Here is a 13,781-nt window from a genome sequence, read left to right on the forward strand (position 1 = left end):
GCAAAAAGCCTTCGCCCCAACACTCGGTACCTCGCCTAGGCTCGGTATGCCCGTAATCCGACAGTGATTTTGGGGGCCGCCGCCACGCGCCATCCATGGCGCGGGGCGGCTAAACCGGCATCCCTGCCGGTTTACCCCCCCAAATCCCTGCCGAATTCCGGCCAGCGTGTTTGACGGGGCGCTTCAGATCAAAGTCAAAAGCGAGAGCACAGCGGCCTGACAGCCGGCTTGAGTGGTGTAGAGCAAAGGCAAAGGCAAACGCGGTCCATTAATGTAGGAGCCGGCTTGCCGGCGATGGTCGTCAACAATGATGCTAAAAAACCAGGCAAAACGCTGAGCCCCACTGTGGGAGCTGGCTTGCCTGCGATGGCATCAACTGGGTGTGCCTGATGTACCGAGGTGTTTGCATCGCAGGCAAGCCAGCTCCCACAGTTGACCCGGGCCGACAGTTAGATACCGGTCGGCTACTAGGCCGCCGCGTGTGCTTTTGATTTTGATCTTAGGCGCCCCGTCAAACACGCTGGTCGAACGCAGGCTTTGGAGCGTGCGGCCCACGCTCCAAAGCCGGAGTTACCTAAATAACGGATATGTACACCAAACGACCTACCTCCCCCCAGGCCGCAACAACTGCATCTGCTGCCGATAATCATCCGTCACCTGCCGCGCCTGCCCACTGCTGGTAATCACCTTAGGCGTAATCAACACAATCAACTCCGTCCGATCCTTCGACTTGCTGGTACTCCCAAACAACCACCGCAACCCCGGCACCCTACCCAGATAAGGCACAGCACTCACACTCTCCCCGTTGTCCTGCTTGATCAACCCCCCCAGCAACACCGTCTGCCCGCTCTGCACCGCCACCTGCGTCGACACCGATCGCGTCGAAATACGCGGATTCACCGGCGTGTCGCTATCAGCCGCCTGGTTCTCGGCATCACTGACCTGCTGCTGGATATCCATGTACACCAACCCACCCGGATTGATGCGCGGCACCACGTCCAGGATCACCCCGGTCTGCACGTACTCGACACTGCTCAACGTCGTGTCCGCATCCCCGGTGTTGACGGTGGTCTGGCTGATGGGAATGTTGTCCCCCACCTGAATCTGCGCCGGCTGGTTGTTCATCACCACCAGCGACGGCGCCGACAGCACCTGGGTGCGGCCGTTGGTTTCCAGGGCATGCAACGCCACCTGCAAATTCGAGCTGACGAACGAATAGAACAACGAGTCCGTCGCTCCCAGCCCTGCCCCACCACCGCCCAGCGCACCTTGGCTACCGGAGGCATTGGCCACGGTGGTGCTGGTGGAATTGCCCACCAGGCGCCCCAGGTACCACTGCACGCCAAGGTCCAGTTCACCGGTCAGTTTGACCTCGAGGATGCGGGTCTCGATCTGCACTTGCAGGGGCGGGTTGTCGAGGCGTTTGATCGCCGCTTCGATCTCTTTCCACTGCGCCGGCCGGGTGCGCACCAGCAGTTGGTTGCTGCTCTTTTGCGCGGTGATGCGGGTGCCGGCTTCGAGGCCGCTGGCGGGGGCGACTTCTTTCTCTTCCGGCTCCGGTTCTTCTGCGGCCGGCGGGATGTTCTGCAAGCCGCCGTTGGTGGGTGAGGACAAGGTGGTGGTGCGCAATCCCGGCGCGACCTTGGCTGGCGTGTCGTCCTTGATCACGCCGGTGCCGTAGATCTGCCGCAGGTACTTGGCCAGGTCGGCAGCCTTCATGTTGCGCACGTCGTAGACGTACATCTGCGGCTCGTTGCCGCCGCCCTCATCGATGGTTCGGATCCAGTCGCCCACTTCACTGAGGTACTGGGGCTGGGACGAAATCGCCACCACCGAGTTGGTCCGCTCGATCGGCAAAAAGCGCAGCATGCCGGCCAGGGGCATGCCGCTTTCAGGGCCAAACATGCTTTGCAATTGCGGCATCAACTCGGCCACCGACGCCCGTTGCAGACCGAAGACGCCCACCGACATGCCCTTGAGCCAGTCCACGTCAAAGGTGTCGATGGTGTCCTGGTAGTTGGCCAGTTCATCCGGCGTGCCGGCCAGGCTCAGTACGTTGCGCGCCGGGTCGACCAGCAGAAATGCATTCTCGCGGGCGAACGGCTTGAGCAGTTTCTGCATCTCGGTGGCAGAGATGTAGCGCAGCGGAAACAAGCGCGCCGACAGGCCGCTGGAGGGTTGGGCCACGCTCATTTGCGGCACCAGTTTGCCCACCACGGCCTGGCTGGCGGGCAGGATCACGTAGCGATTGCCCTGCTTGATCATCGCGTTATCGGTCCAGGACAGCAGGGTTTCGAGAATCGACAGCGCCTGCTGCTTGTCCACCGGCTTGGAGGTGGAAAAACTCACGTTGCCCTTCACCCCCTGGGCGATGCTGTAGTTTTCGTGCAACAGGTCGCCCATCACACTGTTGATCACCGCTTCGATGGGCTGGTCGGCAAAGTTGAACACGATATCGCCGCCCTCCTCCTTCGCCACCGACTGCGCTGCAGGCGCGCGCACGAATTGCTGAGTGCCGCGAATCAGCTGGCGCTGCGGCGGCGATTTGACTGCCGGCTGCGCCGTTTCAGGCACGGGTTGTTCTGCCGGCGGTCGTTGCGAGCCGGTGCCCTGCATGGCCTCGTGCAGCAGATCGTCGCCGGGTTCAAGACGGTCGGGGAAGGCGCCGCAGCCACCCAGGGCAAGGGCGGTGGCCAGGCAAAACGTTGAGGTGCGCATGTCGATCAAGGGAGGGGCTCGCGGGGCAAAGTAATGGGGGGCCGGCTGGACGGCGGCGGCAAGCGCTTGGCGTAGAGGCTCAAGGTTTGCGCGCGGCCATCCTGGCTGAAACGGGCGTATTGCGGGGTGAGGTGGTCCAGGCGCCAGCCGTTGGGCAGGGTCTGGCCCAGGCGGATCGTCAGGGCTGGGCCATCGGCCTGCTTGAGCATGGCCATTTGCAGGTTGCCGGTGATCAGGATGCCGCTGAGGGTCAGGTTCGCCAGGCTGCTCACCTGGGCTTTACCCACCCGGCGATCCGGGCTGCGATCCGGACTGAACAGCGGCGCTTGCCAAGTCGCGGCCAGGTTGTCCAGCGGCACATTCGGCGCCACCTGCACCTGTGTGGCTGGATGGGCGCGCACAGGCGCTTCAGGCAGCCACTGCGGTTCATCGCCGATGCTGCTGAGGATCACCGCCATCAACCCACCGAGCAACCCGGCCAGGCCGAGCAAGCCCCATTCCACGGGGCGCAGTCTGCCGATCATGGCGTCACCCGTGCCGGCTGCAGGTAACCGCGCACCAGCAGGTGCACCACCAGCTTGCCCGCCCCGCCACTGGCGGGCGCCTGTTGGCTGCGGCGGATGCGCAGCTCATCCACAAACAGGAACGGCGGCTGGTATTCCAGCGCGTGCAGCAGCGCTTCCAGGGGTTCGATGGCGCAGTCGAGGGTCAGACTGACCTTGACCTGGCGGTAGGGCTCACCGTCGTCCTGCTCCGGGGTGATGGGCTTGCGCTGAGTCAGGCTGCAACCGCCACCGAGGTTGGCGTGGCTGTTGACCAGATCGGCGAGACGTTGCATCAGGTCGGCGGCCACCACGTCGGGGTCGTCCCCCGGCAACAGGCTGGTGCTGCTGGCCGGGTCCTGCTGTGCCTGCTCAAGCTGTTGGCGCAGCGCATCGCGTTGGCGCAGCACGCCGGCATAACGTTGCTGTTGTTCGCGCAGCTGTTCGGCCTGTTCGCCCATGTCGCGCAAAGGGCCGGCGAACCAGCTGTCGACCAGCAGCCAGTAGGCCGCGCCGACCACCAAGGCCAGCATCAGCAACGCGGCGCCGCGGCGTTCACGGGGTGTGAGGGGTCGGCGCATCGGCGGCCTCCTGGCGTAGATGAGCGCGCAAGGCAAACTGGTCCTTGCCGGTGCGCGCATCGGGCTGGATCACCCCTTCGAACTGGGCGTTTTCCAGGCTGCGGCAGCCTTTGATACGGGTGATCAGCGCACTGGCCTTGGCGCTCTGGCCGGAAAGGGAAATCTCACCGTCCTTCACGTCCAACTGATCCAGCCAGGTGTCGGCCGGCAGGCAGGTGGTCAGGTCGTTGAGCAGCGCGGCCAATGGTGGTTGCGCCAGTTTGCGCCGGGTGAGGTACTGCGCCGCGCCCCGGGTATTGAGCAGTTGCTGGCGCAGGGCATGCACCTCGGCGACTTGGGCTTTTTGCTGTTGGACGCTGGCGTGCATGGCATCGATGACACGCTGGCGGTCGTTGAGCCACAGCAGCATCGCCGCGATCACCAAGGCGCCGCACAGCCACGGCAGGCTGCGTTGCAAGCCCATGCCCGCCGGGCGTTGGCGCGGGCGCAGCGGTGCGGGCAGCAGGTCGATGCCGAGGTTGGCGGCATCCACGCGATGGGGATGCAGGCCGAGGGCGGCGCAGTCGGCGAGGATCTGGTCCAGGCGCTCGCGCAGGATCGCCACCAGTGTCACCTCAAGCTGAGTGGCCGTGCGTCGCTCCTGACGCGCAACAAAGTAGAGTTGGTCGGCCTCGAACGGGGTGTAGCGGTCCAGTTCATAGCCGACCACGGCACTCAGATTGCGCCCGGCGGCCAAAGGCAGTTGTACGCGTTGCAGCAGCACGGTATCGGCGGCGAGCATCAACACCTGGCGCGCACTGCCCGGTACGACCGGCGCGTCCAAGGGCCAGCGATGGATCTGCTCGGGCGGCTCTTGCAGCGCCAGCCAACCGGGCACACAGGCGCGCAACTCCGCGCTCCACACGCGCCACCCCTGTTGCAGCAGGCTGCCACGCCAATGCCGGGCGATGGGTTCCAGTCGATTCATTCTTGCCAACGCAACACCCGGTAGGGTTGTGCGCTGTCCTCCGATGGGCTCAATAAAACGGTGACTTGCAGCCGCGCCTGATAACCACCGGGGCGCTCGGCGCGGCTGTCGATTACCAGCACTTCGCCCGGGTCTTTGCCCTCGGCGTTCTGGTGCGGCAGGTTGAGTGCCTTGCGCATCAGCGGGCTGGCGAAGGCGGGATCGGGACGATCCAGGTCGCTCCACAAGGTGATTTCAGGCAGCAATTGGCTGTAGAGGGTTTGGCTCATGCCGGGCAGTTGGCGCACTTCTTCCAGCACCCGGAACGGCGCCAGGCCCTGTTGGCGGCGCGCTTCAAGGGCCTTGGCCAGTTGCGTCGCCTGGGCCGGGGTAGCGCCGCAGGCCAGGGCCAGGCGCGTGAAGTCCTGCGGTTCGGCGTTGATCAGGTAGAGCTTGCCGCGCTCGCTGCGCAGGCTGACGTGCAATTGGGCGTCGTCAAAGGCCAGGGGCATATCACGACCATCGGCAACCCAGCGCCGATCGGCCATGACCTGCGCGATACCCGCTTCGGCAGCCAGGACGGTCTGGGTATGCTGGCGCAACCACAGGGCTTGGCGGCTTTCCAGTTGCACCCACCCCGCCAGGCCACCGAGCAACACGCTGAGCAACGCCAGCACCCACAGCACCAGCAGCAAGGCCGCACCGCGCTGGCGCTTCATTCTTCGACGCTCCCGTTGGACAGGTTCAGGCGCAGGGCGATCACCTGGGTGACCCAGGGTACGGGCCCCTCGACGCTGGCAGTGATGCGCACCGCTGAAGGCAGGCGTTTGGGCCATGGCCATTCATTGACCCATCCAGTGGGTTGGCCCAGCGGTGAGACGCCGCGATAGCTGAACTGCAAATCTTTGATGTTTTTCAGCAGCACCTGGGGTTCACGCAGAGAAAACCCGACCTGCAAATCCTGTTCGACCTGTTGGAGGCTGAACCGGTGGATCCCGCCACCGAGCGCACCGGGCAAGGTCGAGACAAACGCCAGGCGCTGCGCCGTGCCGAGAAAAAAACCATCGCCCTCGCCCACCGCCAGCGGCAATGCCTCGCTGATCGCCGTGCGCAAGAACTGTTGCGCGGCGCGCACTTCGTCCAGGGTCACCGTATACGCCTGGGCCTTGGACACGGCCCGATTGGCCCCCAGCAATGCCCCGCCGACCAGCGCCAGCAAAACGCCAAGCAAACTGAGGACCACGAGGATTTCCAGCAAGGTAAAACCCTGCTCGCGGCGCTTCACAGGCGCGCCTTCAAGGTACTGAAACGGGCCTGGTGCGTGCCCTCGCTGAGGGTCAGGTCGAGGCGAAACACATGCGCCTGTTGCCGGGTGCTGGTCAGCTGCCAACGGATGCCATCGAGTTCGCCCTGGCTGATGCCATTGCTCAATCGCCCCGCCGTCTCCTGATCGAAAATCGTCAGCGCCGCGTGGGTGAGCCGATCACTGTGGGCAACCTGGGACAACGAGCGCGCACTCTGGCCGAACGCGACCAGCCATACCGTGCTGCACACCGCCATCAACGTCAGGGCGGCGAGCATTTCCAGCAGCGTGAACCCGGCCTGGCGCTTCATGGCAGTGCCTTGGACTGCACGCTGCCGGTGAGCCAGCCGATATCGATGCGCCAACGTCGCGCGCCATTGGCCACGAGAAGGTTGCCGCCGGTGGAGCTGCCATCGGCATAGAACTCGACGGCAGGTCCCACCTGTTCGGCAGTGTGCAGCGTCACGTGCAGCTCGGACGGCCAGCGTTGCAGCCCACGCCCCGGCGCCTGGAACGTGCGGCCGCGCAGATCAAACGTCGTACGCGCGGTCTGCCCGCTCACAATCGCCCCCGCCCGTGTGCTGCGCAGCGCCTCCACCATCTGCCCGACCGCCCGGCGCTCTTTCGCCGCCTGCAAACCCTGGCGCACACCCAGCCCCAGCAAGCTGGCGGCCAGGCTGATCAACACGATCACCACCAGCATTTCCAGCAGGGTAAAGCCGCGCTGGGGCATGGTCGCGTTACTCCCAATTGCCCAGGTCGGCGCTGTAGCCTTCGCCACCCGGTTGACCGTCCTGGCCGTAGAAGATCAGGTCGAACGCCCCGTGTTCGCCAGGGAAGCGATAACCGAAGGCGTGCCCGAACGGGTCCTTGAGGTCCGAAGGCTTGGCATAGCCGCCCGGCCGATCCACCAGTTGTTGCAGGCTGCTGGGCGGTGCGCCAACGTCAAGGGCATAGCTGTCGATCTTCATGCTCAGGCTGGCGAGCTGGGCCTTGCCCGCACCGTACTTGCCCTTGTCCACATTGCCGCCGACCTGGCGCACGACGATAGTGGCGACGATGCCCAGCAGCACGATCACCGCGAGCATTTCCAGCAGGGTGAAACCGCCTTGGCGGCGTGGTTTTCTCATCGGTTCAGCTCCTTCATATATTGCTGGTCAGGCTCATCAGCGGCAGCATGATCGCCAACATGATCACCGCCACCAGCACCGCCATGACCACCGTCAGGGACGGCACCAGTGCGGCGAGCAGGCGGTCGATGCCGCGCTTGGCGTCGACGTCGAAAATGTCGGCGACCTTGAGCAACAGGCTGTCGAGTTCGCCGGCCTGTTCGCCGACTTCAATCATTTGCAGGGCCAGTTCGGGCAGCAGCGGCTGGCTGCCAAATGCGCTGGCGAGGGTGCCACCGCCCTTTACCGATTCCGCCGCATGCCCCACCTGAGCCTGCAGCGCGCGGTTGGTACAGACTTGCCGCGCAATCACCAAGGCGTGCAGCAAGGCCACGCCATTGCTCAGCAGCGTGCCGAGGGTGCGAGTCAGGCGCGCCGCTTCGACGCGTTGCAGCAACGGGCCGATCACGCGAATGCCGAGCAGGTGCCGGTCGTATTTTTGCCGAAAGACCGGATCGCGCAGGCGTGCGGCCCATAACCAACCGATCACGATCAACCCGGCCAACAGCACCAGGCCATAGCGGCCGAGGAATTCCCCCAGAGCCAGAATCACCTCGGTGATCAACGGAATCGGCACGCCCAGGTCCTGGAAGATCGGCACGAACTGCGGCACCACATAGGCCAGCAACAGCGCCAGCGAACCGAGCACACCCACCACCAGGAAAACCGGATAGATCAGCGCATTGATCACTTCACCGCGCAGCCGTTGGCTGCGCTCCAGGTAGTCGCTGAGTTGGCGCAGGGTGTGTTCCAACGCGCCACCGGCCTCCCCGGCGCGCACCATGCTCAGGTACAACGGCGAGAAACTGCCACCCTCGTGTTCCAGCGCCGCGGATAACGGCTTGCCCGCCTTGACGTGATCGCGGATGCGTTCGATCAGCGCGCGGACCTGAGGTGGACCAGGTTGTTTGAGCAACACGCTCAACGAGCGCTCCAGCGGCTGGCCGGCCCCCAGCAGCGTCGCCAGTTGCTGGGTGAAACTCACCAGCGCCTGGCCCTTCAACTGCCCGCGTGCGTTGCGCAGCAGGGGGCTGCCGGCGGGTTCAATCTGCAACAGCAACAGGCCGCGCTTGTGCAGCGCGGCGACGGCAGCGGCTTGATCCGTGGCTTCCAGCGTACCGTTCTGCGGCCCGCCCTGGCTGTCCAGGGCGCGGAATCTGAACAGCCTCACGCGCCCTCTCCACGGGTGACGCGCAACACTTCTTCGAGTGAGGTGATGCCCGCCAGCGCCTGGCGCAACCCCTCTTCATGCAAGGTGCGCAGACCGGCACGCCGCGCAGCCTGCTCCAGGGTGGCGGCGTCGGCATGACGCATCAGCAGGCCGCGCAGTTCGTCGTTCATCACCAGCAGTTCGGTGATGGCGCTGCGGCCGTGATAATCCCCACGGTAGAGCAGGATCGGGCGTTGTTCGGTGAGGCGATCCAGGCCGTGTTCAGCGATCAGTTCGGGCGGTGCTTCAAAGGCGACGCGGGTGGCCGGGTCCAGGCGCCGCACCAGGCGCTGGGCGAGGATGCCGCTGACGGTCGAGGCAATGAGGTAGCTCTCAACGCCCATGTCCAGCAGCCGCGTGATGCTGGCGGCGGCGCTGTTGGTGTGCAGGGTGGAGAGCACGAGGTGCCCGGTGAGGGACGATTGGATGGCGATGCGGCAGGTTTCGAGGTCGCGGATCTCGCCGATCATGATCACGTCCGGGTCCTGGCGCACGATGGAGCGCAGCGCCCCGGCGAAGTCCAGGCCAATGGCAGGCTTGACCTGGATCTGGTTGATGCCTTCGAGCTGGTACTCCACCGGGTCTTCCACGGTGATGATCTTGCGTTCGGCGGTGTTGAGCCGCGACAGCGCGGTGTAGAGCGTGGTGGTCTTGCCGGAACCGGTGGGCCCGGTGACCAGCAGGATGCCGTGAGGCCGCTCCAGCAAATCGAGGAAGGCGGCCAGGCGCTGGCCGTCGAAGCCCAGGCTGGGAAGGTCGAACTGCACGGTTTGCCGGTCCAGCAGGCGCATCACCACCGACTCGCCGAAACTGGTGGGCACCGTGGACACCCGCAGATCCAGCGCCTTGCCCTGGATACGCAGCATGATGCGCCCGTCCTGGGGCAGGCGACGTTCGGCGATGTCCAGCCGCGCCATGATCTTCACCCGCGAGATCACCGCCGCCGATGAACTGGCCGGCGGTGCTTCGGCGTCATGCAGCACACCGTCGATGCGGTAGCGCACCTTGAGCTGGTTTTCGAAGGGTTCGATATGGATGTCCGAGGCGCGCTGTTCCACCGCGCGCTGCAGGATCAGGTTGACCAGCCGGATCACCGGCGCTTCGGAGGCCATGTCCTTGAGATGTTCGATATCTTCCTGGGCGCCGCCCTGCTCATCGAGGTTTTCGATCAGGGTGCCCATGGCCGAGCGACCCTGGCCGTAGTAGCGCTCGATCAGCGTGTCGACTTCCGTGCGCGGGCCGATGGCCAGCCACACCGGCACCTGGCAGGCATAGGCCAGGGCCTGGAAGGGATAGAGCTGCGCCGGGTGGGCGGCCAGCACCCGCAGGCCACCTTGGTGCCAACCCATGGGTACCACCTGATAGTGACGCATGAAGCGTTCGGTCAGCGCCGGCAACGGATCGAGCAGTGGTGAAGCGGCGTCGGCCAGCAGCAGCGGCGCGCCAAGCAACGCCGCCCAGGCGCGGGCCAGTTCGACATCGGAAACCAGCCCCAGGCGCGTCAGCAGGCTCAGCAGGTCGTCGGTGGACAGGCGTCGGGCGCGCTCCAGGTCGACGGTTTTCAACCCGGCATGCTGCATCAGCCACGCGCACACCTGTTCGGTGTGCGGGATCTGCATCTGGCAGGCATCGATAGGCGCTGACGACATAATGTTCAGGTATCTAGTGTTGCGAGAAAGTATGGCTATTTGGAACTATGGAAAGATGCCATTAGTTAGCCACAACCCAAGCGAGAGTAAGCCGGGGTTATCGACTGGAAGTTATAGCGCTAGTTCCTGAGGAAGGGGAATAAAATAAACACAATTGCCAGGAAGCCCGAGCCAGGGCCTTAGCAGCTAATAGCCATCATCTTGCTAGTTGCAATTAGCCACTTATGCACTCTCACGCGCAATCAAACGACATTCCAATAAATTCAAACGGCTTACTTCATCCTCAACAGGTAGCACGCCCAAACTTTCGAGTACTCGCGTGGCGGCCAATACACCAATGTCCAATGCCGGCGGTTTGATGGTGCTGAGGCTCGGCAACAGCATTTCGGCAAACGGATAATCGCCGAAACCCAGCACCGCGCAGTCCTGGGGAATCTTCAGCCCGGCACGCTGCCCCGCCAGCAAGCCACCGGCCGCCAGGTTGTCGTTGGCGAAGAAGATCGCATCCGGCGGCGTGGCGTGGCTCATCAGCGCTTCCATTGCCTGTTTGCCCGCTTCGAAGGGCGCGCGGTCGGCGTCGGGAGCAAAGGCCCAGGGCTGCACGCCCAGCTTGGCCAGCGTCGCGGCAAACCCTTCGCCCCGCTCCATCGCACTGAAGTCCCCCGCTGCACTGTTCTGCACGAAGGCAATGCGCCGATAGCCCTGGCCATGCAGGTAACGCGCGGCGGTAACGCCCACGTCGTAGTGGGAAAAACCGACCTGCAAGGGCGCACGCTCGGGCACGTAGTCCCAGGTTTCCACTACCGGAATATCCGCGTCGGCGATCATCTTCTCGGTGCCCGCGCTGTGGAAGCGGCTGGTCAGCACCAGCGCCGCCGGTGACCAACCGAGGAACGCACGCACCGCGCTTTCTTCCTGCTCGGCACTGAAGTAACTCGACGCCAGCAACAGTTGATACCCATGCCGACTGAGGGTGTCGCTGAAGCCCTGGATGGTGTTGGCAAAGATCGGCCCCGAGATGTTCGGAATCACCATCGCCACGATGCGCCCGCGCGCCGATGCCAGCCCGCCGGCCACCAGGTTGGGCACGTAGCCCAACTCGGCCACTACTTGGGCGATCCGCTCGCGACGCTCGGGGGAAACCTGTTCCGGCTGGTTGAAGTAACGCGACACAGTAATCGCCGACACCCCGGCCTGGCGGGCCACGGTGTTCAAGGTGACGCGCCCGGCGCCACGGCGCTTGCGCGGTTTGTCTTCACTCACGGGATGATCCTGATAAAAACCAAAAAGAATATAGGACTAATTTTTCAGTATTTGACGTTCTAAAACAGACCCACCAATAATGTCGATGTTAGCGCTAACAAAGCGCTTTGTCTGCTACTCGCTCGAGCGAATGCCCAAGACATGTTTACAGGCGCTGACGGTCGCAAGAACCGCAGCGGTTCAGGGCACTTTTTTCGAGCGGACACAGCATGCACACACTTCAACGCAGCACGTTCCTGATCCTGGCGGGGCTGACGGCTCTTCCCGTCGGCGGCGCCTTTGCTGCCGATGAGCAGGAACCTACCCTTAAGTCGGTAACCGTCACCGCGACCCGCCGCGAAGAATCGCTGCAGAAAGTGCCGGTGGCGGTCTCTGTACTCGATGGCGAACAACTGGAGCGCGATAACCGCAACGGCGTGGCGAGCATCGCGCAACAGGTGCCGTCGCTGAACTTTCGCACGGGCGCCTCGAACAAGGACACCTCACTGTTCGTGCGCGGCGTAGGTACCATTTCCACCTCCCCCGGCGTTGAGCCGACGGTCGCCACGGTGATCGACGGCGTGGTCTACGCCCGCCCCGGCCAAGCCACCCTCGACCTGCTGGACCTGGAACGCATCGAAGTGCTGCGCGGGCCCCAAGGCACCTTGTTCGGCAAGAACGCCTCGGCCGGCGTGCTGAATATCACCAGCAAGGCGCCCACCGCCGAGACCCACGGCTATGTCGACCAGTCCTTCTACAGCGGCAACGAAAGCCGCACGCGCTTCGGCATCGGCGGCAGCCTGGTGCCGGATGTGCTCAAGGGTTCGATCAGCACGCTGTTTGGCAGCTACGACGGTAACGTGGACAACAAGCACAACGGCCAGGAGGTCAACGGTTACAACCACAAAGGCATTCGCGGCAAGCTGGAATTCACGCCCAATGACGATGTGAAGCTGACCCTGATCGCCGACTACATGCAGTCCCACGATGACGCACCGAATGGCGTGGTCAGCAAGTCCCTGACCCCGGCGTTCGCCAACGCGCTGAGCCCGGTGCGGGCGTCCAGCGACAACCGTGACATCAACACCGATACCCGCACCCATGTGGAGGACACCAACAAAGGCTTGTCGGCGCAGCTGGACTGGAACCTCGGCGACTACACCCTGACGTCGATCACCGCCTGGCGCGGCTGGGACAACAACCAGTACCAGGACGGCGACCGCCTCGGCACGATCACCGCCGCGTTCCCCGGCACTGCCGACAAGGGTGAGCTGGAGTTCAACCAGTACTCCCAGGAACTGCGCCTGGCCTCCCCCAAGGGAGAATTCCTGGAATACGTCGGCGGCCTGTTCTACATGCATGGCAAGGACGAAGAAACCTACCAGCGCACCCTCACGACCACCACACGCACCGACCGTGGCATCGCCGACTACAGCTCCACCAACGACAGCTACGCGGTGTTCGGCGAAACCACGTTGAACTTCACCTCACGCTTTCGTGGCATCGCCGGCCTGCGCTATACCCACGATGACCTGAAATACGATCACCGCCGCGTCTCCACCTCGACCACCACGGTCAGCGGGATTCAGCCGGCCACGTCCAGTTCGGGCTCGGTGGATGAAGACGGTTGGTCCGGTCGCCTGGGCGTGCAGTACGACCTGACCGACAGCATCACCAGCTACCTCACCCACTCCCGTGGCTACAAAGGCCCGGCGTACAACGTATTCTTCAATATGCAGCCGCGCGACACTGACGCGCTCAAGCCGGAAACCTCCAACACCTGGGAAGCCGGGATCAAGGCCAGCGCCTGGAACAACCGCCTGACCACCAACCTGGCGGTCTTCCACAGCGACTACGACAACTACCAGGCCAACTTTTTCGACACCGTCGCCGGCCAGGTGGTGACCCGTCTGATCAACGCCGGCAGCGTCAGCACCGAAGGCGTCGAACTGGATTACGCCTTGCAGGCCACCCAGCAACTCAAGCTGTCCGGTGCCCTGGCCTACACCCGAGCGCGCATCGACGAATTCGCCTGCCCACCCGGTGCCGCCGCGTCCTGCAACGTGAATGGCAAGCCACTGCCCTTCAGCCCTGACTGGAAAAGCTACGTGCGCGCCGACTACACCATCCCGCTGGATAACGGCCTGGACATCGAACTGGGCACCGACTACAGCTGGCAGAGCGAAGTGCAGTACGACATCAGCCAGAATGTCGACACCAAGCAAGGCGCCTATGGCATCTGGAACGCCAGCGTGGCCCTGGCCGACTACAGCAATGGCTGGCGCGTCGCGGTGTTGGCCAAGAACCTCGCCGACAAATCCTATTCACCGTTGCTGGCCAGTGGCGGCAATTACATCTACCGCGCCGTCCCCCGTGACGATGAACGTTACTTCGGCGTGCAACTGCGCAAGGATTTCTAAG

13 protein-coding genes are annotated in these 13,781 nt (G+C 64.0%); 1 reads left to right on the plus strand and 12 read right to left on the minus strand.

Features of this window, described 5'->3' with window-relative positions; translation table 11 throughout:
• Nucleotides 1-603: 603 nt before the first annotated feature.
• The 12 genes from gspD to BM70_RS0120865 all read right to left on the minus strand — a co-directional run bounded on the left by gspD (nt 604) and on the right by BM70_RS0120865 (nt 11,381).
• A complete protein-coding gene (gspD, locus tag BM70_RS0120810) occupies nt 604-2,718 on the minus strand; it encodes a type II secretion system secretin GspD (RefSeq protein WP_025857784.1) in 2,115 nt (704 codons plus the stop codon).
• Nucleotides 2,719-2,723: 5 nt separating this feature from the next.
• Complete coding sequence (locus BM70_RS0120815) at nt 2,724-3,242, minus strand: general secretion pathway protein GspN (RefSeq protein WP_025857785.1); 519 nt, start codon at nt 3,240-3,242, stop codon at nt 2,724-2,726.
• A complete protein-coding gene (gspM, locus tag BM70_RS0120820) occupies nt 3,239-3,841 on the minus strand; it encodes a type II secretion system protein GspM (protein WP_025857786.1) in 603 nt (200 codons plus the stop codon). The genes BM70_RS0120815 and gspM overlap by 4 nt, the downstream gene beginning before the upstream one ends.
• Nucleotides 3,816-4,808, minus strand: a complete 993-nt coding sequence (locus BM70_RS0120825) for a type II secretion system protein GspL (RefSeq protein ID WP_025857787.1) — start codon at nt 4,806-4,808, stop codon at nt 3,816-3,818. The genes gspM and BM70_RS0120825 overlap by 26 nt, the downstream gene beginning before the upstream one ends.
• Nucleotides 4,805-5,506, minus strand: coding sequence for a hypothetical protein (locus tag BM70_RS0120830; protein WP_025857788.1), 702 nt, complete (start codon nt 5,504-5,506; stop codon nt 4,805-4,807). Before BM70_RS0120830 ends, BM70_RS0120825 begins: the two co-directional genes overlap by 4 nt.
• Nucleotides 5,503-6,072 carry a prepilin-type N-terminal cleavage/methylation domain-containing protein gene (locus BM70_RS0120835; protein ID WP_025857789.1) on the minus strand — a complete coding sequence of 190 codons (570 nt, stop codon included), beginning with the start codon at nt 6,070-6,072 and terminating at the stop codon, nt 5,503-5,505. Before BM70_RS0120835 ends, BM70_RS0120830 begins: the two co-directional genes overlap by 4 nt.
• Nucleotides 6,069-6,401, minus strand: coding sequence for a type II secretion system protein (locus BM70_RS0120840; RefSeq protein ID WP_025857790.1), 333 nt, complete (start codon nt 6,399-6,401; stop codon nt 6,069-6,071). Before BM70_RS0120840 ends, BM70_RS0120835 begins: the two co-directional genes overlap by 4 nt.
• Nucleotides 6,398-6,823, minus strand: coding sequence for a GspH/FimT family pseudopilin (locus BM70_RS0120845; RefSeq protein WP_025857791.1), 426 nt, complete (start codon nt 6,821-6,823; stop codon nt 6,398-6,400). The genes BM70_RS0120840 and BM70_RS0120845 overlap by 4 nt, the downstream gene beginning before the upstream one ends.
• Before the next feature lie 7 nt (nt 6,824-6,830).
• A complete protein-coding gene (locus BM70_RS0120850; protein ID WP_025857792.1) occupies nt 6,831-7,220 on the minus strand; it encodes a type II secretion system protein GspG in 390 nt (129 codons plus the stop codon).
• A gap of 13 nt (nt 7,221-7,233) precedes the next feature.
• The gene (gene gspF, locus BM70_RS0120855; protein WP_025857793.1) at nt 7,234-8,430 is read right to left on the minus strand and encodes a type II secretion system inner membrane protein GspF; all 1,197 of its coding nucleotides are present in this window, start codon (nt 8,428-8,430) and stop codon (nt 7,234-7,236) included.
• Nucleotides 8,427-10,088, minus strand: coding sequence for a type II secretion system ATPase GspE (gene gspE, locus BM70_RS0120860; protein ID WP_177326574.1), 1,662 nt, complete (start codon nt 10,086-10,088; stop codon nt 8,427-8,429). The genes gspF and gspE overlap by 4 nt, the downstream gene beginning before the upstream one ends.
• Nucleotides 10,089-10,340: 252 nt before the next feature.
• The gene (locus BM70_RS0120865) at nt 10,341-11,381 is read right to left on the minus strand and encodes a LacI family DNA-binding transcriptional regulator (RefSeq protein WP_025857795.1); all 1,041 of its coding nucleotides are present in this window, start codon (nt 11,379-11,381) and stop codon (nt 10,341-10,343) included.
• Between the two features lie 209 nt (nt 11,382-11,590).
• Between BM70_RS0120865 and BM70_RS0120870 the strand changes: the two genes are divergently transcribed.
• On the plus strand, nt 11,591-13,780 hold the full coding sequence (locus tag BM70_RS0120870) for a TonB-dependent receptor (RefSeq protein ID WP_025857796.1): 2,190 nt from the start codon (nt 11,591-11,593) through the stop codon (nt 13,778-13,780).
• Nucleotide 13,781: the final 1 nt, after the last annotated feature.

The organism is Pseudomonas sp. CHM02, assembly GCF_000612585.1.
Taxonomy (GTDB): Bacteria; Pseudomonadota; Gammaproteobacteria; order Pseudomonadales; family Pseudomonadaceae; genus Aquipseudomonas.